Annotated in this window: 33 protein-coding genes; 29 read left to right on the forward strand and 4 right to left on the reverse strand. The window is 57.5% G+C overall.

Going from position 1 to position 22,400, the window contains the following annotated elements; all coding sequences use genetic code 11:
- Window positions 1–34 precede the first annotated feature (34 nt).
- From KGB27_RS05225 to KGB27_RS05245, 5 genes are all read left to right on the forward strand, one after another.
- Window positions 35–268 (forward strand): hypothetical protein, encoded by a 234-nt coding sequence (locus KGB27_RS05225; RefSeq protein ID WP_192416173.1) that lies wholly within the window; start codon window positions 35–37, stop codon window positions 266–268.
- A complete protein-coding gene (locus tag KGB27_RS05230; protein WP_223553425.1) occupies window positions 265–735 on the forward strand; it encodes a hypothetical protein in 471 nt (156 codons plus the stop codon). The genes KGB27_RS05225 and KGB27_RS05230 overlap by 4 nt, the downstream gene beginning before the upstream one ends.
- Window positions 732–1,307: a recombination protein NinG gene (locus tag KGB27_RS05235; protein ID WP_223553427.1), complete on the forward strand. Its 576-nt coding sequence runs from the start codon at window positions 732–734 to the stop codon at window positions 1,305–1,307. The genes KGB27_RS05230 and KGB27_RS05235 overlap by 4 nt, the downstream gene beginning before the upstream one ends.
- Window positions 1,304–1,849: a hypothetical protein gene (locus KGB27_RS05240; protein ID WP_223538770.1), complete on the forward strand. Its 546-nt coding sequence runs from the start codon at window positions 1,304–1,306 to the stop codon at window positions 1,847–1,849. The genes KGB27_RS05235 and KGB27_RS05240 overlap by 4 nt, the downstream gene beginning before the upstream one ends.
- Window positions 1,850–2,043: 194 nt before the next feature.
- A complete protein-coding gene (locus KGB27_RS05245) occupies window positions 2,044–2,496 on the forward strand; it encodes a hypothetical protein (protein WP_223538771.1) in 453 nt (150 codons plus the stop codon).
- Window positions 2,497–2,554: 58 nt separating this feature from the next.
- Here KGB27_RS05245 and KGB27_RS05250 read toward each other — a convergent pair whose 3' ends face one another.
- Window positions 2,555–2,893 carry a hypothetical protein gene (locus tag KGB27_RS05250; RefSeq protein WP_223553429.1) on the reverse strand — a complete coding sequence of 113 codons (339 nt, stop codon included), beginning with the start codon at window positions 2,891–2,893 and terminating at the stop codon, window positions 2,555–2,557.
- 277 nt (window positions 2,894–3,170) lie between these two features.
- Here KGB27_RS05250 and KGB27_RS05255 point away from each other — a divergent pair, with 277 nt between their 5' ends.
- Window positions 3,171–3,503, forward strand: a complete 333-nt coding sequence (locus tag KGB27_RS05255) for a phage holin, lambda family (RefSeq protein WP_223538773.1) — start codon at window positions 3,171–3,173, stop codon at window positions 3,501–3,503.
- A 53-nt stretch (window positions 3,504–3,556) separates the two neighbouring features.
- On the forward strand, window positions 3,557–3,745 hold the full coding sequence (locus KGB27_RS05260) for a hypothetical protein (RefSeq protein WP_223538774.1): 189 nt from the start codon (window positions 3,557–3,559) through the stop codon (window positions 3,743–3,745).
- A gap of 11 nt (window positions 3,746–3,756) precedes the next feature.
- Here the strand turns inward: KGB27_RS05260 and KGB27_RS05265 are convergent, their stop codons facing one another.
- Complete coding sequence (locus KGB27_RS05265; RefSeq protein WP_223538775.1) at window positions 3,757–3,945, reverse strand: hypothetical protein; 189 nt, start codon at window positions 3,943–3,945, stop codon at window positions 3,757–3,759.
- A gap of 137 nt (window positions 3,946–4,082) precedes the next feature.
- Between KGB27_RS05265 and KGB27_RS05270 the strand changes: the two genes are divergently transcribed.
- Window positions 4,083–4,337 carry a hypothetical protein gene (locus KGB27_RS05270; RefSeq protein WP_223553430.1) on the forward strand — a complete coding sequence of 85 codons (255 nt, stop codon included), beginning with the start codon at window positions 4,083–4,085 and terminating at the stop codon, window positions 4,335–4,337.
- A gap of 30 nt (window positions 4,338–4,367) precedes the next feature.
- On the opposite strand, the gene KGB27_RS05275 is transcribed toward KGB27_RS05270, so the two are convergent.
- Entirely contained in the window at window positions 4,368–4,577 is a 210-nt protein-coding gene (locus KGB27_RS05275) for a hypothetical protein (protein ID WP_223553431.1), read from the reverse strand.
- Between the two features lie 158 nt (window positions 4,578–4,735).
- Window positions 4,736–5,098: a hypothetical protein gene (locus KGB27_RS05280; RefSeq protein WP_223553432.1), complete on the reverse strand. Its 363-nt coding sequence runs from the start codon at window positions 5,096–5,098 to the stop codon at window positions 4,736–4,738.
- Window positions 5,099–5,254: 156 nt separating this feature from the next.
- Between KGB27_RS05280 and KGB27_RS05285 the strand changes: the two genes are divergently transcribed.
- From KGB27_RS05285 to KGB27_RS05385, 21 genes are all read left to right on the forward strand, one after another.
- On the forward strand, window positions 5,255–5,905 hold the full coding sequence (locus tag KGB27_RS05285) for a terminase small subunit (protein WP_223553433.1): 651 nt from the start codon (window positions 5,255–5,257) through the stop codon (window positions 5,903–5,905).
- Entirely contained in the window at window positions 5,892–7,193 is a 1,302-nt protein-coding gene (locus tag KGB27_RS05290) for a terminase large subunit domain-containing protein (RefSeq protein ID WP_223553434.1), read from the forward strand. The genes KGB27_RS05285 and KGB27_RS05290 overlap by 14 nt, the downstream gene beginning before the upstream one ends.
- Window positions 7,190–8,605 (forward strand): DUF4055 domain-containing protein, encoded by a 1,416-nt coding sequence (locus KGB27_RS05295; RefSeq protein WP_223553435.1) that lies wholly within the window; start codon window positions 7,190–7,192, stop codon window positions 8,603–8,605. Before KGB27_RS05290 ends, KGB27_RS05295 begins: the two co-directional genes overlap by 4 nt.
- Window positions 8,580–9,668 (forward strand): minor capsid protein, encoded by a 1,089-nt coding sequence (locus tag KGB27_RS05300; RefSeq protein ID WP_223553437.1) that lies wholly within the window; start codon window positions 8,580–8,582, stop codon window positions 9,666–9,668. The genes KGB27_RS05295 and KGB27_RS05300 overlap by 26 nt, the downstream gene beginning before the upstream one ends.
- A 34-nt stretch (window positions 9,669–9,702) precedes the next feature.
- Entirely contained in the window at window positions 9,703–10,317 is a 615-nt protein-coding gene (locus KGB27_RS05305) for a hypothetical protein (RefSeq protein WP_223553440.1), read from the forward strand.
- A gap of 90 nt (window positions 10,318–10,407) precedes the next feature.
- Window positions 10,408–11,136 (forward strand): hypothetical protein, encoded by a 729-nt coding sequence (locus KGB27_RS05310; RefSeq protein ID WP_223553442.1) that lies wholly within the window; start codon window positions 10,408–10,410, stop codon window positions 11,134–11,136.
- A gap of 12 nt (window positions 11,137–11,148) precedes the next feature.
- Window positions 11,149–12,099 carry a major capsid protein gene (locus tag KGB27_RS05315; RefSeq protein ID WP_123368076.1) on the forward strand — a complete coding sequence of 317 codons (951 nt, stop codon included), beginning with the start codon at window positions 11,149–11,151 and terminating at the stop codon, window positions 12,097–12,099.
- Window positions 12,100–12,144: 45 nt separating this feature from the next.
- Complete coding sequence (locus KGB27_RS05320) at window positions 12,145–12,717, forward strand: hypothetical protein (protein ID WP_223553444.1); 573 nt, start codon at window positions 12,145–12,147, stop codon at window positions 12,715–12,717.
- 62 nt (window positions 12,718–12,779) lie between these two features.
- Entirely contained in the window at window positions 12,780–13,283 is a 504-nt protein-coding gene (locus tag KGB27_RS05325; protein WP_223553446.1) for a DnaT-like ssDNA-binding protein, read from the forward strand.
- Between the two features lie 157 nt (window positions 13,284–13,440).
- On the forward strand, window positions 13,441–13,809 hold the full coding sequence (locus KGB27_RS05330) for a hypothetical protein (protein ID WP_223553448.1): 369 nt from the start codon (window positions 13,441–13,443) through the stop codon (window positions 13,807–13,809).
- Window positions 13,806–14,402: a hypothetical protein gene (locus tag KGB27_RS05335; protein ID WP_223553450.1), complete on the forward strand. Its 597-nt coding sequence runs from the start codon at window positions 13,806–13,808 to the stop codon at window positions 14,400–14,402. Before KGB27_RS05330 ends, KGB27_RS05335 begins: the two co-directional genes overlap by 4 nt.
- Entirely contained in the window at window positions 14,399–14,815 is a 417-nt protein-coding gene (locus KGB27_RS05340; protein ID WP_223553451.1) for a phage tail terminator-like protein, read from the forward strand. The genes KGB27_RS05335 and KGB27_RS05340 overlap by 4 nt, the downstream gene beginning before the upstream one ends.
- 389 nt (window positions 14,816–15,204) lie before the next feature.
- On the forward strand, window positions 15,205–15,852 hold the full coding sequence (locus tag KGB27_RS05345; protein ID WP_223553452.1) for a phage tail protein: 648 nt from the start codon (window positions 15,205–15,207) through the stop codon (window positions 15,850–15,852).
- Between the two features lie 9 nt (window positions 15,853–15,861).
- On the forward strand, window positions 15,862–16,245 hold the full coding sequence (locus KGB27_RS05350) for a phage tail assembly chaperone (protein WP_223553453.1): 384 nt from the start codon (window positions 15,862–15,864) through the stop codon (window positions 16,243–16,245).
- Between the two features lie 53 nt (window positions 16,246–16,298).
- Window positions 16,299–16,565, forward strand: a complete 267-nt coding sequence (locus tag KGB27_RS05355) for a DUF1799 domain-containing protein (protein ID WP_223553454.1) — start codon at window positions 16,299–16,301, stop codon at window positions 16,563–16,565.
- Between the two features lie 27 nt (window positions 16,566–16,592).
- On the forward strand, window positions 16,593–19,562 hold the full coding sequence (locus KGB27_RS05360) for a phage tail tape measure protein (RefSeq protein WP_223553457.1): 2,970 nt from the start codon (window positions 16,593–16,595) through the stop codon (window positions 19,560–19,562).
- A 9-nt stretch (window positions 19,563–19,571) separates the two neighbouring features.
- Window positions 19,572–19,901, forward strand: coding sequence for a phage tail protein (locus KGB27_RS05365; RefSeq protein WP_223553459.1), 330 nt, complete (start codon window positions 19,572–19,574; stop codon window positions 19,899–19,901).
- A complete protein-coding gene (locus tag KGB27_RS05370) occupies window positions 19,898–20,590 on the forward strand; it encodes a phage minor tail protein L (protein WP_223553461.1) in 693 nt (230 codons plus the stop codon). Before KGB27_RS05365 ends, KGB27_RS05370 begins: the two co-directional genes overlap by 4 nt.
- A 2-nt stretch (window positions 20,591–20,592) precedes the next feature.
- Window positions 20,593–21,300 (forward strand): C40 family peptidase, encoded by a 708-nt coding sequence (locus KGB27_RS05375; protein WP_223553464.1) that lies wholly within the window; start codon window positions 20,593–20,595, stop codon window positions 21,298–21,300.
- A 58-nt stretch (window positions 21,301–21,358) separates the two neighbouring features.
- Complete coding sequence (locus KGB27_RS05380) at window positions 21,359–21,706, forward strand: hypothetical protein (RefSeq protein WP_223553467.1); 348 nt, start codon at window positions 21,359–21,361, stop codon at window positions 21,704–21,706.
- Between the two features lie 56 nt (window positions 21,707–21,762).
- Window positions 21,763–22,359, forward strand: a complete 597-nt coding sequence (locus tag KGB27_RS05385) for a tail assembly protein (RefSeq protein WP_223553470.1) — start codon at window positions 21,763–21,765, stop codon at window positions 22,357–22,359.
- Window positions 22,360–22,400 lie beyond the last annotated feature (41 nt).

Here is a 22,400-nt window from a genome sequence, read left to right on the forward strand (position 1 = left end):
TGTTCTGCGTCATCATCACAATGGCGCTGACGTCATGAGCGATTACAGCGAACTGAAAAAGCTGCTTTGGTCCGAAGTCGCCGCCTGGAGCCTGAATTGTGAGTCATGGCAGAGAAGCTCGGAAGCACTCGGCGAGTTCCTGGGCAAGAAGACCGTTGAGGAAGTGCTGCTGGAGTTGATCACCGAGAACGAGGCGCTGCGCAAGGAGCGCGACAAACTGGCCGAGGACAAACAAGGGCTGCTTGAAGACTGCGCGGGGTTCCTATGACGGACAAGATCAGCGTGAACTGCCAGGCCAAACTCACTGAGGCCATCACCAGCCTGACCGCCATGTACCGCGACAAGAAGTTCGTGGTGGTCTCCCTGCGCCCAGGCAAGGACCGCACACTCGATCAGAACTCCCTGTGGTTCGGGATGTACAAGCGCATCTCTGAGATGACGCAGATCGGCGACGCGGCCGACGCCCGTCGTTACTGCAAGCTGCATTTCGGTGTGCAGATCCTGCTGAACGAGGATGCAGGTTTCCAGGCGGCTTGGTACCGGGTCATGCGCCATCTGCCATATGAGGAGAAGTTGGCCCTCATGGGGGAGCACAAGCTGTTCGGCCCTGACGGCTTCCCGGTGACCAGCCTGTTCAATCGCGCCCAAGGTGTGAGCTACACCGACCGCATCGCCGCTTACTTCACCGGTCATGGTGTGGTTTTTACCGATCTGCTCAGCAAGGAGGCTGCATGATTGCCAAGCAACCACGACCGAAGAAGTGCAAGAACCCTGCATGCGGCGCCAGCTTTCCACCGCAACGCCTGGGTCAGGCGGTGTGCAGTCCAAAGTGCGGCCTGGCCATCAAGGATGTAAATCAGGAGAAGGCGCGCAAGTCTTTGGCCCAGATCGGCCGCAAGGAGATCCAGGTCCGCAAGGAGAAGTTGAAGAGCAGAGCGGACCACCTCAAAGACACACAGCAGGCTTTCAACGCTTGGGTGCGCGAGCGGGATGCCAATTTGCCGTGCATCAGCTGTGGTCGCCATCACCAAGGCAAGTACGACGCAGGCCACTACCGAACAGTCGGGAGTAATCCGGCTTTACGCTTCGAGCCACTGAACTGTCACCGCCAGTGTTCGCCGTGCAACACCCGGCTGTCCGGGAACATCGTGAACTACCGCATCGAGCTGGTGAGGCGGATCGGTGCTGAGGCGGTGGAGTGGCTGGAAGGTCCGCATGAGCCCAAGAAGTACACCATCGAAGAGCTGAAGGCGATGACCGCCGAATACCGGGCAAAGACAAGAGAGCTGAAGGGGAGAGCAGCATGACCTATCGCAACGTGGTATCCGCAGTTGTTCGGGCGCTCGCCGCCGAAACCATCAACTCCGCCGGCGGCTGCGACTTCGAGCCGAAGGTGCAGTGCGCCAAGCAGAAGGGGGAGATCGTCGGCAAGGAGGCTGCATTCCTGACTGATTGCTGGGTGTTCGGCCGGCTGCACAAGTCACTGTCTGCCGTGCACTGGCGGGCACTGGTCGCGAAGTACTCCACGCATGACGAGCGCAAGCATGGGGCGATCCTCGAGCTGATCAAGACTGCACAGTCGCCAGCGCCGCAACGCTTCCGTGAATGCGCGGTGCTGACCTGGGCAATCCCGCAAGTGGCTGGCGCAGAGGGCAAGCGTTCCGCCGCAGTCCTACCTGCAGCGTGGTACGACATCACCAATTGGGACAACGACGGCAAGCCGGAATCGACCCGTTATCGGTGGCGCTCGAACATCCGCAAGGCGCTGGACGACCAGGTAAATGAAGCGCTCACAGCGGCTCAAGAACTGCTGGATACAGAGGGCTTGATCGAAAGTTGCGCGGCGTAGCAAATAGCCATTGCAATGAGTGAGAAAGTGAGAGAATATTTGCCCATCCTGTCGATCTTGCGCGTTAGGGATTGACACATAGAAGCCCGGCCACTGAGCCGGGTTTTTCGTTTGCGGAATTAAATTTTCCCCGGATATCCGTGTAATATCGCTTTGGCATCATTTGGCCAGCCGAGCATAATAGGGATATGGGTATGAACAGAGCTGCATTTGCGATTTTGCTTTCTTTGGCTTGTGCTTCAGCAACAGCCGCAACCAATGAATGGCAAACTGGCTGGGGCCAAGGGAAGACTGAGTTTTTTGCTGGCGATGAGGCAAAGAGTTACCTCAACTTCGCCTGTGACGAAAATGACGAGATGAGCCCGGTAAGCGGCTCGGCAACTATTTCGGGCAAGGAGTTCTACTCGCACAACGATAAAGGCGGTTTCGACGTTATCGTTGACGGTGTCGAGTACAGCAATCCGTTTTACGTTGAGTGCAACGCCTGTTCCGGAAACTTTCCTGCGTTTTGGGCTGCAATGCGGAAGGCAAAAACAATTGAGTTGAAGGCTGAGGGCTTGACCAGTTCGATTCCAACCAAAGGACTCAGCAAGTTGACCAAGCCTTATGCGTCGAAAGAGAACCCTTGCGGGACTGGTACTTGGTAAGTCATCTGTATGTGAGAACCCGGCCATTGAGCCGGGTTTTTAATTTCATGTCTGACGGTCAGCTTTCTAGTTCTGGTTGCTTGTGCATTTTCTTGCAAGCTGAGGAGTTGTAGATCTTCAGCATAAGCTCTTCAGTCTTAGTAGCGTTGAGCTTATCAAGGTCGAGATCTTCCCGAATCTTAAGCCCCATCCGCACAGCATCTTCAGGCTTTGGCACATAGCCGGAGTCTTCAGAGAATTTGTGAGCTGAGATGTTGATTTCATACATCGCTTGCGATTGATTAAGTTTTTCTGCGGATAAATTGCATTTAACTATCTCTGCGAAGTCGTCTTCCTTGCTGGAGCAACCGGAGATGGCAAATGCCAAAATCCCTAGTACAAAAACATTCTGCTTCATTCCATACCCTTAAATGCAAATGGTCTTCTCTGGTGTTCCCATTATGATCTCAGAATGGTGGCTCGTCAGGAAAGGCCTAGGCATGCATGGCCCTGCAATAGGGCATCGACGCTGCGAGGATCTTTGGCTGGCACCGTGGGAAGACACGCAAATCTATTCAGGGCCTCGACATTGATCGGGGCCTTTTCGTTTTCGGCTCCACCACACCCATTGCTCCGAGCTGGGAGTGCTGCTGGAGCCGGATCAACTTCGCTCCCCGAAAGGGAGGGACATCCGGATGCCAAACATGCCAGACAAACCAGACACCTGGGCGATAGCGCTTGCGTGGTTGAGCCAGCACTCGCCGATCCTATTCGCCGCTGGACTGTCCTGTGCCATGGCTGTGCTTCGAATCACATACGGTGGCGGCACTCGACGTCAGATGTTGGTGGAGGGTGCGATCTGCGGAGGCCTGACACTGACGATCATCAGTGGTCTGGATTTCTTCGGTCTGCCCCAGAGTATGGCCACCTTTGCCGGTGGCTGGGTTGGCTTCCTGGGTGTGGAGAAGATCCGCTCCATCGCTGATCGGGTGACCGACTTCAAGTTGCCGAGCCGCAAGCCTGAGTAATCCGCGACACGTTTCGCGAATTAGCAAATAGTGTCGCGACACTGGAGAAGGGTATGACCAACGTCTCTCGGCTGCGCCACGCTCTACCCATGAGTCCGGAAATCAACAAGGCCGTCACCGATTTGGATAGCGCCATCACCAAAGCGATTGACGCTGCCAAGGCCTCCGGTCTGCCTCAAGGGTTGGTCGTGTCTCTCTTGCACGGGCATGTACACGGACAGACCAGCATCATGGTGAGCTGAACACACATGCGTTACGAATCCTCGTACTCGCGATAAAGCTTCACCAATGCTTGGTCGTATTCCTCTTTGCTCAGCTTGACCTTGAGCGTAACCATCGTCTCCTGCGCATTTGCTACAGCAGTCGCATCGCTTTTATTCTTTCGTGCTGCCCATTCCCTGGCAGCCTGCACTACCAACCCCTCAGTGATGCGCTCGATCATCGAATTTCCTCTATGAGTTGATCAGTCGCCTAACCATAGACCATCGATCCTCGATGAGTTGGCGGACTGATGAAGCGTACCGCTCCCAAAAGTGCGTCGGCTTATTAAGCGAGGCCGATCCCTCCAAGGAGAAATGAATGGCCGCGAAGTTGCTGGAGTTCAAGCGCGAAGACTGGCGAGACGCCGCCAAGACCCTGCGCAAGATTGCTGGCGATCTCGATGCGGGCGATCATCCGGCTTGTTCTGTTGGTGTCCTGACCCTGATCGGTCCAAAAGGCGAGGTCACCGTGTTCGGGTTGGGGCCTAAGTGCGACGACCTGCAGTGCTTGGGCGCGATGCGCCTCGGTGAGCAGAAGCTGATCGATGTGCTGCTGGATGGCGGGGAAGGGTAGGTGTGCCGCGGGTGATTGCGGCACGGGGGGTTACTCGGCTTTGACTTTCAGAGCCGCCTCAATTTGATCGGCATAAGTCGAAAGTTGCTCAAACTCATGGTTGAGGTTGACCGACGGATTGCCGCTCGCAGCCAGCCCCGCAATAACTTCTAGCGCAGCGGCTACAGCATAAGGCCGAGATACCGCTGGGGTGCCAACGAACTTGCCGGCGGAGTGGACTGTTTCTAGAAGTGAGGCCATTTGTTGCTCCTTGCATTGATTGATCCTCACCAATACCGGCAACCCGCCACTATTTCAAGCGTCAGAGTGAGCCCATGACAACCAAGCAACCGGACTGGGAGGCAATCGAGCGCGCCTACCGGGCCGGTTTGCTTTAGTCAGATTTTAAAGATATGCGCTTATGCATCAGGCGGAACATCTTCCACGGAGAGTGGGTCGCCCTGGTGAAGGGAGCGACATAATTTTGAGTTGTAGACTCCAACCAATAGCTGGTCTTGGTCATGCCGCGACAATGATTTGAGGTTCCACTTTGCCTTTATCTCATCATGCATCTGCTTGCCTTCAGCAAGCGTTGGCTCGTAACCGCTTTTGGCTGCCACCAAATTTGCATGATTAGAAATTATGTCGATTTTCGCCGTCTGCCCGACTAGCTTGGCAGCCATAGAACACTCAAGAATTTGTTTTAGTTCGTTCTTGGCGGAGTCATCTGAACAGCCGGTGAGGACGCAGGCAGATGCAAGTAGGGCTATGAATCTTTTCATTTCGGGTCTTCCTTGGAAAAAAGCTCGTAATTGAAGCAGGATGTGAGCCTGCGCATCAACTTATTGTGAGCCAGTTGCCATCATTGGCTCGTAAATCACGTCGTCACACTTTTAAATTTCGCTCGAAACGAGGCACCAAAGTCTCAAGGAATCCCTATGGCGCTGACAGCAAAACAGCAGCGCTTCGTCGACGAGTACCTGATAGACCTGAATGCCACGCAAGCTGCTATTCGAGCGGGGTACAGCAAAAAGACTGCCCGTCAGATAGCAGATCAGAACTTGTCAAAACTTGACATCAAGGCAGCGCTCGAAAAGCGCATGCAGTCAAGGTCGGCCCGTACTGAGATCACCCAGGACATGGTGCTGAGGGAGCTGGCAAAGATCGGCTTCAGCGACATCCGTAAGGTCGTCCGCTGGGGGGAGACGCAAGTCCGCAAGGTTGATGCTGATGGCGAAGGAGACGGTGGTGACCTAGTCCCGTACCACGGTTTGGCGCTGATCGACTCTGTCGAGGTGGACGACTCCACTGCGGCAGCTATTGCCGAGGTTTCCCAGAGTCGGGACGGCCTGAAGGTGAAGCTGCATGACAAAAAGGGCGCACTGGTTGATATCGGTCGTCACCTCGGCATGTTCACCCCGCTAGGTCATGCCGACCTCGACACCGAGCTCAAGCGCATTGAGGTCGAGAACAAGCGCCTCGTGAACGAGAAGCTGCGCCGTGAACTGGATGGCGAAGATGACGGCCCACCTCCGCAGCGTATCGAGGTGGTGGTGACTGACGCGAGGCGACCGAATGCCGAGCCTTAACATACCGCAAGCTCAATTCCTTGCGTTGCCTCACAAGTTTCGCGCCTTCGTGGCTGGGTTCGGCTCTGGAAAGACCTGGGTAGGTTGCTCGGCTCTCGGCAAACACTTCTGGGAGTGGCCGCGCATCAACGCCGGTTACTTCGCTCCTACGTACGCTCAAATCCGCGACATCTTCTATCCAACGATGGAAGAGGTGGCGCACGATTGGGGCCTGCGCACCGAGATTAATCAGTCGAACCACGAAGTTCACATCTACAGCGGGCGGCAGTATCGCGGCACCGTAATTTGCCGTTCGATGGAGAAGCCGCAGACGATCGTAGGCTTCAAGATCGGTCACGCACTGGTCGATGAGCTGGACGTGATGAGTCTGCTCAAAGCGCAGCAAGCCTGGCGGAAGATTATCGCGCGGATGCGTTATAACGCGCCGGGGCTGCGGAACGGCGTAGACGTGACGACTACCCCTGAGGGTTACAAGTTCGTCTACCAGCAGTTCCTGAAGCAAGTGCGTGACAAGCCATTGCTTGGCGATATGTACGGCTTGGTGCAAGCCAGCACGTTCGACAACGAGCTGAACCTTCCAGGCGACTACATTCAGTCGCTCATGGAATCGTATCCGCCCCAGCTGATCCTCGCTTACCTCAACGGCCAGTTCGTCAATCTGACGTCTGGATCGATCTACCACGCCTACGACCGCAAGTTGAATCAGTGCTTCGACATCGTGCAGCCGGGTGAGCCCCTGTTCATCGGCATGGACTTCAACGTCGGCAAGATGGCCGCGGTGACCCACGTGAAACGTGAGCAGGGTCTTCCTCGGGCAGTCGACGAGCTGATGGATGGCTACGACACGCCGGACATGATCCGCCGCATCAAGGAGCGCTACTGGGAGCACACCGGCAACGACTACAAGAAGACCTGCGAGATCCGGATTTACCCGGACGCCTCTGGTGATTCGCGCAAGTCGGTCAACGCCAGCGTCACCGATATCGCCATGCTCAAGCAGGCGGGCTTCACAGTCATCGCGCCGGCGGCTAACCCGCCAGTCAAGGATCGGATCAACGCCATGAACGCCATGTTCTGCAACGCGCAGGGTGAGCGGCGTTATCTGGTCAACCCGTTCACATGCCCGACTTATGCCGACGGCCTTGAGCAGCAAATTTGGGCGCCCAATGGCGAGCCTGATAAGAGCCAGGGCAACGACCACGCCAACGATGGCGGCGGTTATTTCATCCACCGCGAGTACCCGATTATCAAGCCGGTAACCGCTATCAAAATGGGATACGCCCGATGAGCAACGACGTCTCCTTCAAGCGGGCGGATTACATCGAAGTGTTGGACCGTTGGGCGACTGTTCGCGATGTCTGCGCCGGCCAGCACCGAGTGGTCGACCGACTGCCATACATCAATGCTCACGATAAATCGCCGGAAAACACCGACCGCAACAAGGCATACCGCGAGCGGGCCGTGTTCAAGAATGCCACCGGCCACACACGCAATGGCTTGCTGGGTCTGGCCTTCCACAAAGACCCGACGCTTACCGTGCCGAAGAAGTTGGAGTACTTGCAGGACAATGCCAACGGCTCCGGAGTGAGCATCTATCAGCACTCCCAAGGCACGCTGGAAAAGGTGCTTGAGGCTGGACGTCACGGACTATACGTCGATTACCATCAGGATGAAGGCGCCGGTGGTCACTCAGTGATCCTGACTTACTGCGCCGAGGACATCATCAACTGGCGTACCGGCATGGTGAACGGTCACAACGTGCTGACCCTAGTCGTACTGCGTGAAATGCCCGAAGTTGAAGATGGGTTCGGCTACAAGGTGATTGAGCAGTTCCGTGAGCTTTCCCTCGAGTCAGAAGGCTTTATCTGCCGAGTTTGGCGTCGCTCGGGGCCGAGGGGTGGAGGCCCCCTTGAAGTCATCAGCACCTTTGAGCCATCCGGTGTTGCCGGTCGACTCAAAGAGATCCCGTTCACCTTTGTGGGTGCGCAGAATAACGATCCGACAATCGACGAGTCGCCGCTTTACGACATAGCAATGATCAATCTGGGCCATTACCGGAACAGTGCCGACTACGAAGACAGCGTCTTCTGGTGTGGCCAGGCCCAGCCGTGGATTTCCGGTTTAGATGAGCAATGGCGCGACTGGATGGAGAAAAACGGCGTTTACGTTGGATCTCGGGCGCCGATGATGCTGCCGGCTGGTGGTCAGTTCGGGTACGCGCAACCTCTGCCAAACACCTTGGTCAGGGAGGCGATGAACGACAAGAACCAGATGATGATCGAGCTGGGTGCCCGAATGGTCGTTGCTTCGCTCGCTGCCAAAACGGCTACTGAGTCCCGCGGCGATCAATCTGCATCGACTTCGGTCCTCGCGGGCTGTGTGGCCAACGTCAGTGAGGCCTACTCCCGGGCGATCATGTGGTGCGGCCTTTACATGGGCATCACCGACAAGGTTGCTTACCAGGTCAATCAGGAATTCGTCGAGCTGTCGGCTGATCCGCAGATGATCACGGCCTTGGTTGGCTTGTGGCAGAACGGCGGGTTTGCGAAGGCTGACCTACGGGCCTATTTGCGCAAGCTCGGCTTGATTGCCCCAGAGCGAACAGACCAGCAGATCGATGGCGAGCTGCAAGAGCAGGACGATGGCCTCGACCTGGATGATGAGGTAACAACAAATGGCGGCAAACCAAGCAATCCTTGACGCCACGATTCGGCATGCAGTCTTCCTCGAAAAGTTGAAGGCGGGGGAGGTTGGTAAATTCGCTCCCTTCCTCAAGGAGATCGACCGCTCGATCCGCGACCGGCTCACCCAGTCGGACCTGACCGAGTACAACGCCAAGCGCCTGGAAGCGCTGTTGAAGGAAGTCGACAGCCTGCTGCTGGGCATCTTCGACCGCTACAGCGTGCAACTGAACCTCGACCTGATCGACATTGCCAACTACGAAGCTGAGTTTGAGGCGACGAGCTTGGCCCGGTCTGCGCCGGTCGGCGTGTCGCTCGATGTTGTGGCGCCGACGGCTGCGGCCATCCGGGCGGCCGTGCTGACGAACCCTCTCAGCGTGCGCGGTACCGGCGGCGGGAAGCTGCTGAAGTCATTCATCAAGGGTTGGACCACCGCCGAGCGCGAACGAGTTACCGACACCATTCGACAGGGCTTCTTCGAGGGGCAGACGAACTTCCAGGTCATCCGCAACATTCGCGGGACCAAGGCGGCGGGGTACAAAGACGGCGTCCTGGCAACGACCAATCGCAACGCCAGCACCGTGGTGCACACCGCGATTCAGCATGTGGCCTCCCAGGCGCGCATGGAGGTGGCCAAGGCCAACACGGATATCGTTTCCGAAGTTGAAATGGTCGCCACGCTCGACAGCAAGACCAGCCAGCAATGTCGCTCGATGGATAAGCTTAGGTTCCCGGTTGATTCCGGGCCGAGGCCTCCTTTTCATCCGAATTGCCGAACCACGTTCGTGCTGCTGACCAAATTCAGCGAGATGTTCGCCAAAGGTGCTACGCGAGCAGCGGTGGGCGTCGGTGGGGCGGGGCAGGTAAGTGCAAGCCTCGACTATTACCACTGGCTTCAGCAACAGCCGGTGTCGTTTCAGAATGTGGCGATCGGGCCGGTACGGGCAAAGCTTTTTCGCGAGGGTGGCTTGAGTGTTGAGCGCTTTACTGAGTTGCAGCTTGATCGTAATTTTTCGCCGCTTACCTTGGTGCAGATGAAAGTGCTAGAACCACTGGCTTTTGAGCGAGCAGGGTTGTTATAAGCCTCATTCAATTTAACGAGGGAGGGGATGTTCCATGGCAAGGGGATGGACTGCGCTCATAGCCATTTTGGGAACAGTTGCTGGCGGCTTTGCTGGTTTCTTTTTTGCAATTCACATGAACCCTGAAACAGCGGATCGCTACGTACTCGATCTCGGATCTGTTGGAGAGTGGGTATCTGGAATCGGAGCATTAGTGGCTGTAGTGACCGCAATTTTACTTGCCGATCAGCAACGCAAGGATAATGCAGAGCGATTGGTTCTCAACTGCCAATTGATGACAGCGGATGATGCCACCGCAATTTATGGCGCAAGGGACGTGGTGGTCGAGATTGTGTCTGCTGGCAATCGGCCGTCAAGGATAAAAGGTGCAAAAATATGGGCGACGCCGGGTGAGTCAGGCCATAGAATTTATTACGCAGGCCCTGCCGGTAAAGGTTTTCCTCTTGAGCTGAACTATGGAGAAACTTTGGACATCAGGCTAGAACACCGACGTGCTATGGAGGTTTGCGAATACTTCAATAGTAGGCATGAAGGCGATTTTTCTAATGCAAAAATGACGGTGTTCACTACTCTCGGTTCTCATGATATCGACCTGTCGAGCCAGTTGCGGGAGTGGAAAGCAATGCAAGAGCAAAAAAGCAGAAATTAGAAATATCCGGATACCCAAAAACCTCGGCAAATGCCGGGGTTTTTTTATGCCTGAAAAGCGGGCAAATCAAACCCAAGGGGTGCAATCACTGTGGCAGAAGAAAACGAAATCGACCTGGAAAACCCAGCAATCAAGGCCGCTATCGCGACTGCCGTTGAAGCATCCGTTTCTGGTCTGAAAACCAAGAACTCGGAGCTACTGGGCAAGCTGAAGGAGACCTCCGGCAAGCTCACCCAGTTTGAAACCCAGTTTGAAGGCATCGACATCGACGCCGTCAAAGGGCTGCTGAGTCGGGCTGGGCAGGATGAAGAAACCAAACTGCTGACCGAGGGCAAGGTGGACGAAGTATTCAACCGCCGCACGGAGCGCCTGCGCGGTGACTACGACAAGCAACTGAAGGCTGTCACCGGCCGCGCTGAGAAGGCCGAAGCCTTCGCTGCAAAGTTCCAGGGCAAAGTCCTGGGTGATTCGGTGCGTGGTGCAGCCCTGAAGGCTGGTGCACTACCTGAAGCAACCGACGACATCATCCTGCGCGCCAAGGGCGTGTTTTCACTGAATGAAGAGGGCGAAGCCGTCGCCGTCGATGAGTCTGGCCAGACCATCCTTGGCAAAGACGGAAAAACCCCTCTGACCCCGCTCGAATGGGCGGAATCACTGCGCGAAAGCGCGCCTCACTTGTGGCCCAGGGCTACAGGAACAAATGCCCTGGAGCGGGTGAATGGTCAGGCCACGCCGAAACGCTCCGAAATGACCTCCGAGCAAAAGCGCGACTTCCAGCGCAAGCACGGCCAAACCGCATATCTGCAATTGCCCAAGTAAGGGGATGCACCCATGGCTACAACCGTTAATAGCGACCTGATCATCTACAACGATGAGGCGCAAACCGCATACCTGGAGCGTGTCCAGGACAACCTCGACGTCTTCAACGCTTCGTCCAACGGGGCGATCGTTCTCGACAACGAACTGATCGAAGGCGACTTCCGCAAGCGCTCTTTCTACAAGATCGGCGGCTCGCTTGAGCACCGCGACGTCAACTCCGTCGGCAAGGTAACCGCCAAGAAGATCGGCGCCGGCGAAGCCGTGGGCGTCAAGGCTCCGTGGAAGTACGGCCCGTACCAGACCACCGAAGAGGCGTTCAAGCGCCGCGGTCGTCCAGTCGATGAGTTCTCCCAGATCATCGGCGCCGATGTGGCCGACGCTACCCTGGAAGGCTTCATCCAGTACGCCACCGCAGCGCTGCGTGCTGCTATCAGCTCCAACGCCGGGATGGTGGTCACGGCCAACATCGAAACTGACGGCAAGAAGACGCTGACCCGCGGTATGCGCAAGTTCGGCGACAAGTTCGGCCGCATTGCTCTGTGGGTCATGCACTCCAGCGCTTACTTCGACATCGTCGACGAGGCAATTGCCAACAAGGTCTATGAAGAAGCCGGCGTCGTGATTTACGGCGGCCTGCCGGGCACCCTCGGCAAGCCAGTACTGGTGACCGACACCGCTCCAGCGGATGTGATCTTCGGCCTGCTGCCGAATGCCGTGGTGATCACCGAGTCCCAGGCCCCTGGCTTCCGCTCGTACAACGTGGACGACGAAGAAAACCTCGGTATCGGCTATCGCGCCGAGGGAACCGTCAACATCGACGTTCTGGGTTACAGCTGGAAAGACGCCGTCGGCGGCGCAAACCCAACCCTGGCTGCCGTTGGTTCGGCGGCGAACTGGGTCAAGCACTCCGACAGCAACAAGGTCACCGCGGGCGTGATGATCACCCTGACGACCACGCCTTAAGGCTCATCTAGACAGCGGCCAGAGATGGCCGCTACGGAGATTTCCATGGAACTCATCTATTCCACTCAAAGCTCCGGCTTTGATCCAGACAAGCGCTATCGCAACCCGGAACACTTCGACCGACCAGAAGCGGGCGTGACCGGTGTTGTCGTCGTGGGCGTGTGGCCGAAGGTGGTTGAAGCCTACGAGAGTGTCGGCGTCGAAGTGACGGCGATTGAAGCTGAGTCGCGCCGGGTGCTGGTTGTTGATGCCGGGGAGAACCAGGCTGAACTGGAAGCGCTGATCGGCAAGCTGCAGATCGAAAGCAATACGGTCCGAGCTGTGATCGACGGCCTCGACGCCGGCGAGATTGAAAAGCCGGAAGCCGGCGAGCTCGCAATTCGGCTGTTTCACGCACTCGACGGTATTCGCCTGCAAATGGTTGAGATGGCCGGTGCGCGCGACGACCTTGCCGCGGAAAACGAGTCGCTGCGCAATGAGCTTGCTGAGCTGAAGGCGGGCGAAGGTGTAGAAGTCGAAGCCTTGAAGGCTAAACTCGACGCGACTGGCGTGACTTACCGGGCCAACGCCTCGAAAGAGTCCTTGGAAAAGCTCGTGGCAGATCTGCCTAAGGCGTGATACTGCTGGCTGTCGGTTACCCGGCAGCCAATCATTCAAAACTCATTCCAGCGAGTTGACCCATGACACTCATCATCGAGGACGGCACCGGCAAGCCAGACGCCGAAAGCTACGCGAGCGCCGCGGACCTGGTCATGTACGCCGGCAAGTTTGGTGTGACCATCCCTGTGGAAGAGCCAGCACAAGAGGCACTGCTTCGCCGGTCCGCCTTGGCGATGGATGGCATGACCTGGAAGGGGCGCAAGACGGACAGCGATCAGGCTTTAGCCTGGCCGCGTCGGGGTGTTGAGCTGGACTACCAGATCAAGCCTGATAACTACCTGCCGGCGCGCATCCAGTACGGCCAGATGGCCCTAGCCGCCGAGATTCATGCTGACGACATTGACCCACCAGAGAAGCGCAAAGGCGCGGTGACGCTGGAGCGGGTTGAAGGTGCGGTGACTCGCGAGTACGCGACGATACCGAACACCAGTAACCGACTGTTGCCGGCGGCGCCGGATCGTCCGAGCGCCACGCAGTTTGCTGACTACCTTCAGAAACGCGGGCTGTTCGCAGTTCGGGCATAATTTTTATGCAGATGAATGCGCAGGCTGATGCGCAGCTACCGTAGCTATAAGCGGGGCGAGCGCGCTACGTCGACCCCAAGCCGGAGATCAGTGCCGGCCCTCTGCACCTATTTCGAAAGCCTAGCCTTGTGCTGGGCTTTTCACATCTGGAGCCACCATGGCCTTCTACGACGAAATGGCCGCGTTGGCTCTGGAGATGATCACAGAGTTCGGCCAGCCTGTGATCATCCGGGCAATTACCGTCGGTGAGTACGACCCCGAAGCCGGGACCGCGCCACCCGATACCGTGATCGAGCAAACCGCCCAAGGCATGCTGATCGACTTCACCGGTCAAGAATTCCAGAACAACAGCCTCATCAAGCAGGGCGACAAGAAGCTCAAGATCGCCGCGCAGGGGTTGGCGTGGGTGCCTGGGCTACTAAACAAGGTCATCGTTCAAGGCCGTACCTGGTCAATCGTCCCTCCACTGAAAGAGATCAACCCCGCGGGTACTCCGATCCTGTACGAGCTGCAGGTGCGGTCATGAGCCGCGCCGGCTCCGGCCAGTCCGGCAGCTTCGCGTTGAGCCTCGCCGAATTCGCTGCCCAGGCCACCGAAGCCATCGACGCCAGTTTGCGCGAGATCATCATCGAGGTCGGTAGCAGCGTCATCCGCATGTCTCCAGTGGGCAATCCCGAGATCTGGGCGCAGAACGCAGTGGCCAGCCAGTACAACAAAGCCGTGGACGATCACAACAGCGACCTGCGCAACGATCCGGACAATCTGACAAAGGCTGGCCGGCTCAAACCCGGGCGCAAGCTGAACGACGGCATGGACGTCCGTGCGCCTGACGGTTACGTAGGCGGGCGGTTTCGGGCGAACTGGCACCTTTCAATTGATGTCGTCGAGAACGTCATGTTTGACGAAGTTGACCCGGGCGGGCAGGAGACCATCGCTGCACTGGTCTCCGCGGTCAGCGACTTCACCGCAGGACAGACTGCGTACCTCATCAACAACCTGCCGTATGCGATCCCACTCGAGTTCGGTCATTCGACACAGGCGCCCGGCGGGATGGTCCGGATCACCGTGGCCAGCTTTCAGCAGATCGTGCAGGAGGCCATCAGGAACAACCAGATATGAGCCACAACATCATCGCCTCGATCTACGAGAAAAAGCTTATCGCCTGGGCGAAAACGCTGTCCGTACCTCTGAAGGTCGTTGTCGAGAACGAGGCCTACAAGCCGGTCGATGGCGAAACCTACCTGAAGGCGTTCACGCTGCCGGCCGACACTGCGAGCAACACGCTGGGCGGCGACCACAAGCTGTACACCGGCGTGTTTCAGGTCAGCATAGTGACGCCATCGGGCAAATATCGTAGTGCTGCCGGCGCGCTGGCCGACCAGATCGCAGTCTTGTTTCCGCTGTACGAGCGGAACACGAAGGAGGCGCTGACGGTGGTGACCATGAGCCCAGTTGATCAAGGCCCTGGCATCCCAGACGACACAACCTTCACCGTACCCGTGTCGCTCCTTTACCGAGCCGACACCAACTGATCGACGCAGGTAGAATCCCCTGAGAAATGATGAAAGGGTGTTCACGATGGATGAAAGCAGAAAGCAGCGATTGCAGGTCTTGGGCGAGATGGTAGACAACCATTGCTGGGATAATCGAGCGGAAATCGATGCCAGTGACCAGTGCCTTTGCACTGGTTGTGGACTGTGGCTGATCCCGACTGACATCACCCGGTGGTATGAGGGCAAGCACGCGTGCTGTCCAGAATGCGGGCTCGCCGGTGCAGTCGTCGGTTCAAAGTCTGGTATCCCGCTCGATGAGTACCGAAGCAACATGAACGTCGGATAGCAACACCGAAAATTCGCCCGTTGGGCAAACCCAGAACCCGCCATTGAGCGGGTTTTGTCATTTCTGCAAAGAGGAAAACCCCATGGGCTACAAACTCCCGAATGGCGCGACGTTCGAGCATGCCGCTACCTACGCTGCAGCGCTCCCTTTCTCTGCCATCTCCAACGCCTCCGAAGCCATCTGCACCGTTGTCGGCGCCACGCTGGTGACCGGTGATATCGTGCAGATCGCCTCTGGCTGGACCCCACTCAATGGCAAGGTGGTTCGCGTTAAGACTGCGACCGCGACCGCGATTACCTTGGAAGCAATCGACACCACCAGCACCCAAATCTTCCCGGCTGGCTCTGGCGTGGGCACGTTGACGAAGGTTCTGACCTGGGCGCAAATCCCGCAGATCACCGATGTGGCCTTCTCCGGCGGCGAGCAGAACTACGCTGACATCGTCTTCCTTGAAGACCAGCAAGGCCGCCAACTGCCTACCGACAAATCCGCCGCCAGCATGGTGCTGACTGTCGCCGATGACCCGACTCTTCCGTATGTGGCCGTCGTTACAGCCGCCGATGCTGCGAAGTCTATGCAGGCCGCCCGTCTGAACCTACCTGGCACAGACAAGCTGTATTACGGCGCCTACACCTCGTTCTCGCTTCAGCCTGCGGTCTCCCGCAACAATCTTCTGACTCGCACCGTCTCCCTGGCCTTGCAGGCCGCACCTACTCGCTACCTGTCGTAAGGAATCCACATGGCAAAGTTTTCCATCGCGCCGAAACCGACGTTCACTGTCGATGTGGCCATCCCGCAGGTAGGCGGCAATCCAGCCATGGTGCCGTTTACGTTCAAGTACCGCGACCGTACAGCGCTGGCTGAGCTGTTTGATTCCTGGAAAGTAAAGGCGGAAGCCATCGGCGAGCGATTCAAGGGCACGCAGCCAACCCTTGCAGACGTAACCGCAGCGGAAGTTGAGCAGGGCGCTGATCAAGTAAAGGATCTGGTTGTGGCTTGGGGGTTCGACGATGAACTCAACGACGAATCAATCACCGCTCTGGTGAAGAGCTGTATCGGTGTTTCAGATTCGGTTGTGAAGACCTATAGCGAAGCCTTTGGGAAGGCTCGCTTGGGAAACTGACCGACGCCGCACGCGCACTGTACGAGCCGGTGGCTGCGGAGGGCGTTCTTTCAGTGTTTGGCCTTTCTCCGTCGGACGTCGATGACACATTCGAAGTCTGGCCGGACAACTGGAAATCCTTCCTCGTCATGGATTCGATGTGGACCCAGTGGCGTACAGGCGCATGCGGCGCGACCGGTCTCGATTACGGTGTACTGCCAGAAGTGATGAAACTCGTCGGCATCCCTGCAAAGGACCGCTCGCGCGTGTTCCAGGACATCCGTGTCATGGAGTCGGAAGCCATCGCGGTAATGGCCGACGCACGCGACAACAGCCCGTAATCACGGGCACTTATTCAAGGTGAGTCGATGAACATTGCAGAACTCGGCATCAAGGTCGACTCCGCCGATGCTGCTCAGGCTGCGACCGATCTCGACAAGCTGACCAAGTCCGGCGAGCGGGCAGAGCAGTCTGCCGTCGGCCTGATGAAAGAGATGGAGGCGCTGGAGAAGTCGCTGTCGAAAGGCGCGACCTCCACGCAGGAACTTGCCAAGCAGCGCGAAAGCCTGGCGAAACTCACCCAGACTGGAGCTTACGGTGAGGCGGAATTCTCCCAAATTACCGCCCAGCTCGATAAGCAACAAATCGCACTGGCCAAGTCGACACTGGATGAGCAGAAGGCGCTGAACAGCCTGCTCGGTGCTATTGATCCGGCCAAGGCTGCAATCTCCAAGCTGGACACTCAAGTCGAACAGCTGGGCAAGCACCTCGATGCCGGACGCATCAGTCAGGACCAGTACAACTCGGCGCTGGGCAAGATCGACAAGGATTACGCCAAGCTCGAAAAAACCGCCACCGGTTTCGATAAGCTGAAACTCGGCACTCGTCAGGCGCAGGAAAACGTCGTCCAATTGGGCAATGCTCTGTCGTCGGGCGACTGGGGCAGTGGCGTTCGTGCTGTCGCTCAGTTGGGTGCAGGTGCCGGCGCTTCCGCCGCTGGCCTGCTGGCCGTGCTTGCCCCGATCGCTTTGGTAACAGCCGCAGTTGCTGCGCTGGGGTTTGCCTACTATAAGGGCAGCGAAGAGCAGGACGCTTACAACAAATCGCTCGTACTTACCGGAAATTTCGCCGGTGTAAGCGCTGATCAACTTGGCCTTATGGCTCGGCAGGTGAGCGCCACCGTTGGCAGCACTGGCCAAGCGGCCGAAGTGTTGGCTCTGTTGGCCGGTAACGGGAAGATCGCCGGCGAAAGCTTTGCAGACATCACCCAGGCGGCGGTGTCTATGGAGGAAGCGACCGGTAAAGCTGTCAGCGCAACGGTCGCTGAGTTTTCGAAGCTGGCTGATGACCCGGTCAAGGCTTCCGCTGCTTTGAACGAGCAGTACCATTACCTGACCGCCTCGGTTTACTCGCAGATCGCTGCGCTGGAGAAGCAGGGCGATCACGCGGGAGCAGTGAAGCTTGCTACTGAGCAGTATGCGGACGCTATCAATGAGCGCACGCCGAAAATTCTCGAAAATCTCAGCTTCTGGGAGAAGGGTTACAACGCGGTAGCGCGCGCGGCGGACAGGCTTAAAGATATTGGCCGAGCCAATTTGGATCTCGATATCTTCTTCGCGCAACGTAGCCTGGATAACGCGAAAGCGGGAAGCGTTGGGTTGTTCCAGGACAAGCAGGTCATGGTGGAGTACTACCAAGACCAGCTCAACATGCTGGAGGACCAGAAGGCTGCTGCGGCCGATATCGCGAAGTACGATGGCGAGCAGGCCAAAGCACAGCGCGATGCGGTAACAGCGATGTCGAAAGTCGACGCGCTGACGAAGTCATCGCTGACCAACGAGCAGAAACGCGCCGAGGCGATCAAGGACTACAAGAAAAGTCTGGACGATATCCGCAAGGTCGATCCGAAGGATTCTCGGCTTGATCCTGCAGCAGTCGCCAAGAACATGGCGAACCTCAACGACAAGTTCAAGGACCCGAAGGCTGCCGCGGGCAGCGTTGACCTGACCGGGTTCAACAACGCGAAAAACGTACTGGCCGAAACTCTGGCCTATTACAAAAATGCGGACAAAGAACTCGAAGCGTCACAGCGCGCTGGTGTTATCTCTCAGGCCAGCTACACCGAGCAGCGCGTCAGCCTGTTGAAACAGCAAGCCAGCGAAGTTGCTCAGAGCTACCAGTCTGAAATCGATGCCCTCGAAGAAGCCAAGGCCAAGAAAGGCACAACAGCGGCGCAGGTCATCCAGATTGATCAAAAGATCTCGGATGCACGTTCCGCCATGGTCAAGGCGCAACAGGATAGCGACAGCGAACTGGCAATCATCGCGACCAATGAAGAAGGTCGGCTGCGCAAGCAGACTCTGGCGGTCAATACCTACACCAGCGCTCTTCAGCAACAGGTTGAGACACTTCGGCAGCAAGGATTGCGGGCGGCCTCTGGACTTGATCAAGGCGATCGACAACGTGGACTGACGGATCAGCAGAACGGTATCGACGACCGCATCAATCAGCAAAAGCTTGACCTGGCCAATCAGTATGGTGATGGCTCGCGCGGCATGAGTCTTGACGAGTACAACCAGAAGCTGAAAGCGCTGAAGGCCACGCAACAGGATCTGCACAACACGGTTCAGGCCAATTATGACGACATGACGGCGGCCCAGGGTGACTGGAGCGCCGGCGCGTCGTCAGCATGGCAAAACTACCTGGAATCGGCGAAAGACATTGCCGGGCAGACGAAGAGCCTGTTCACCAATGCCTTCAGCTCAATGGAAGACGCAGTCGTCAACTTCGCCATGACCGGGAAGCTGTCGTTTGCTGACTTCGCCAAGTCGGTTCTTGCTGACATGGCGCGTATCGCAACGCGGCAGGCAAGTTCGTCGGCGCTCAGTGGGTTGTTCGGTCTGGCTGCCAACGCGGCGAGCTCCTACTTCGGTGGAGGCGCTACTTCGGCTGGCTCTACTCAGGCTGGTTACTCCTCGACCTACTTCCCGCAAGCCAAAGGTGGCGCCTGGTCTAGCGGCGTGCAGATGTTCGCTGATGGCGGCGCATTCACCAACAGCATTGTCAGCAAGCCAACTGCGTTCGGTATGGCCAATGGCAAAACCGGCGTGATGGGCGAGGCCGGTGAGGAGGCGATCGTACCGCTGGCTCGCGACTCTCAAGGTCGTCTCGGTGTTCGAGGCGGCGGCAGCTCCAGCACGGTCAACGTCAGCGTTACGGTTGACGCTTCCGAAGGTGGCGGCACCTCACCTGATCCGGCGCGTCTGGCCGAAGCCATCAAAGTCGTATGCCGTCAGGAAATCGCAACCGCACGCCGTAATGGTGGGCAACTCGCTTAAGGAGGCAGCATGCTGGCATTCACATGGCGGGCAACATATGACGCCTCCAAAACCATCACCCCAACCGTCAAGGTCATCAAGTTCGGCGACGGATACGAGCAGCGGCAAGGAGCCGGAATCAACCGACAGCCACGCAAGTATTCGCTGATGTTTAAGCGGGCCAAGGCGGAGATTGATGTCATCGACGCCTTTCTTGGCGCTAGAGGCTCAATCGAATCCTTCAACTACACGCACCCCGGTCAATTGATCGGGGTTTTTGTTTGCCGTGAGTGGGTGCGCACCAACATCGCCCTCGGCGTTGATGGCCTGTCCGCGACCTTTGAGGAGGTTTACGAATGACCACTCTTCAAGGTCAGCTTTCACTGGCAACAGGCATGTCGATCTGGGAAGGCTTCGAGCTGATCCTTCCTGACCAGACGCTGCGCTTCCACTCGGGCGTCAACGAAACACGGGGTTCGGTGGTGTGGCAGGGCAATACTTACACCCCGTGGCCGCTTCAGGCGGTGGAGTTTGGAACGCCAAGCCAAGGGTCTCCGGCCCGCCCAAAGCTTCAGCTCGGCAACTTCGGCGGTGCGGTGTCGGCGCTGTGCAGGCAATACGATGACCTGCTAGGGATCAAGCTGAAGCGCCGCCGCACGCTGGTCAAGTACCTGGACGCGGTGAACTTTGCTAGCGGAAACCCAACGGCTGATGCGGCTCAAGAGTATCCGATCGAAACGTGGTTTATCACACGCAAGGTCAACGAAACGCCGGCCGCCATCGAGTTCGAGCTTGGCTCGCCGCTCGACCTGCAAGGTGTGAAGTTGCCGCGGCGCCAAGTGGTGGCCGGAACTTGTCTTTGGGCGTACCGCTCAGGCGAGTGTGGCTACGCCGGCGGCCCTGTGGCGGACTATGCCAACAACCCCACCAACGACCCAGCCAAGGACCAATGCAGCCGAACCATGACCGGTTGCAAGAAGCGCTTTGGCGAATATGGCGAGTTGCCGTTTGGCGGCTTCCCCGGGATCGCACGCGTACCGAGGCTTTGACCATGACCAAACTGCTGAATAAATGCCGGGATGATGCCGAGGTGCATGCTCGCACCGAGTATCCGCGCGAGGCTGTCGGCTTGGTCGTCGCCGTGCGCGGCAAGCCACGCTACATCCCGTGCCGAAACCAGTCAGAAGAGCCTGATCATTTTATCCTGCACCCGGAAGACTACGCCGCCGCCGAGGATCTGGGTGACATCGTGGCCATTGTGCACTCGCACCCAGATTGCGGGCCGGAACCCAGCCTGCACGATTTGGCGAGCCATGCGGCCAGCCGGATGAAGTGGTGGATTGTCGGACTGAAGGGTGGCGCCGCAACCTGGCATGAGATGCCGGCCGCCGGTGAGATGCCGTTGGAAGGACGTGTGTTCGTCCACGGCGCGATCGACTGCTACACCCTGGTCCGTGACTACTATCGGCAAGAGCTCGGCATCATTTTGCCGGATTTTCATCGCAAGGATGATTGGTGGCACAACGGCGAGAACCTGTATGTCGATAACTTCGCCAAGACTGGTTTTGTCCCGGTCGATACGCCAGAGCAGGGTGATCTGATCGTCATGGCGATCGGTAGCCCCACACCGTGCCATGGCGCGATCTGGCTGGAGGGTGATGTTCTGCTGCATCACCTTTACGGCCGCCTGAGCTGCAAAGAAGTCTACGGTCGCGCCTACCGTGAGTGCACGACCCACATCATGCGCTATCGCGGGTAGGTCCTGTCTTTCTGCGCATCTTCACTGGTAGAGTCGCCAAAACCCATGGAGGCTCAGCATGCGAAGAACTCTAATCACCCTGGCACTGATCGCGCTTGCAGGGTGCACAACCCCTGGTGACTTGCTCAAAGGCGAGCCGTCGGTGTCAAAAGAAACAAGCAAGGACCCGAAATCAGTCGCGCTCTGCATCTACCCGGAATGGCAGGAGTACCAGTCGACGGCCACGATGAGTGAAACAGTAGACGGATATCGACTCGTCTCTGGTAGCGATATGAACGGTCAGACGAATGATGTCCTCGACATCAAGCGATCCGCGAATGGAAGCACAGTTAAGCTTTATCAGCGAATGGCCTGGCAGCAGGTCGGTCGCAGCAAGGTTACCGAGTCACTTCATCGCTGCCTGTAGTCAGGGCAGAACAAACAAACCGCCTCCGGGCGGTTTTTTATTGCCCGGAGAAAAGTATGAGCGATGTAGTCAGTCGTCGGTCTATGGCCACCATTAAGCTTTCTGGAAGCCTGGCCCAAAAGTTCTGGCGGCAGAAGGACTACCTGCTCGAAACCGGCTCAGTACAAGAAGCTTTCAACGCCCTAAAGCATACGGTCGACGGGTTCGAAGAATTTATTCGCAACCAGGCTCGCCTTGGCATGCGTTACGCGATTTTCCGCAACCGAGAAAACGTCGGCGAGGATCGCTTGACCATGAGCGGAGCGACTGAGATTCGCGTTGTACCGGTCATCTCAGGTAGCAAAAACAGTGGCCTATTTCAAACGATCTTGGGCGTAGTTCTGATCGTTGCTTCGTTCATTCCCGGATTTCAGGCGCTGATGCCGGTAGGTATTGCAATGACGCTTGGCGGCGTCGTGCAGATGCTTTCGCCGGTACCAAAAGCCCCAAGCCAGCAAGAACAATCCAGCACCGAAAACAAACCCAGCTACCTGTTCAACGGCGCGTTCAACTCCACGCAGCAAGGCCTCCCCGTGCCTGTTGTTTACGGTCACATGTTGGTCGGTTCCAGCGTGGTCGCCATCGGCACCTGGGCAGAGGCGATTCCTGTATGAGCGAAGTCATTGTCGGCAGGAAGGGTGGCGGGAAGGGGGGG

Origin of the sequence: Pseudomonas sp. BF-R-01 (assembly GCF_019946615.1) — a bacterium.
Lineage (GTDB): Bacteria > Pseudomonadota > Gammaproteobacteria > Pseudomonadales > Pseudomonadaceae > Aquipseudomonas > Aquipseudomonas migulae.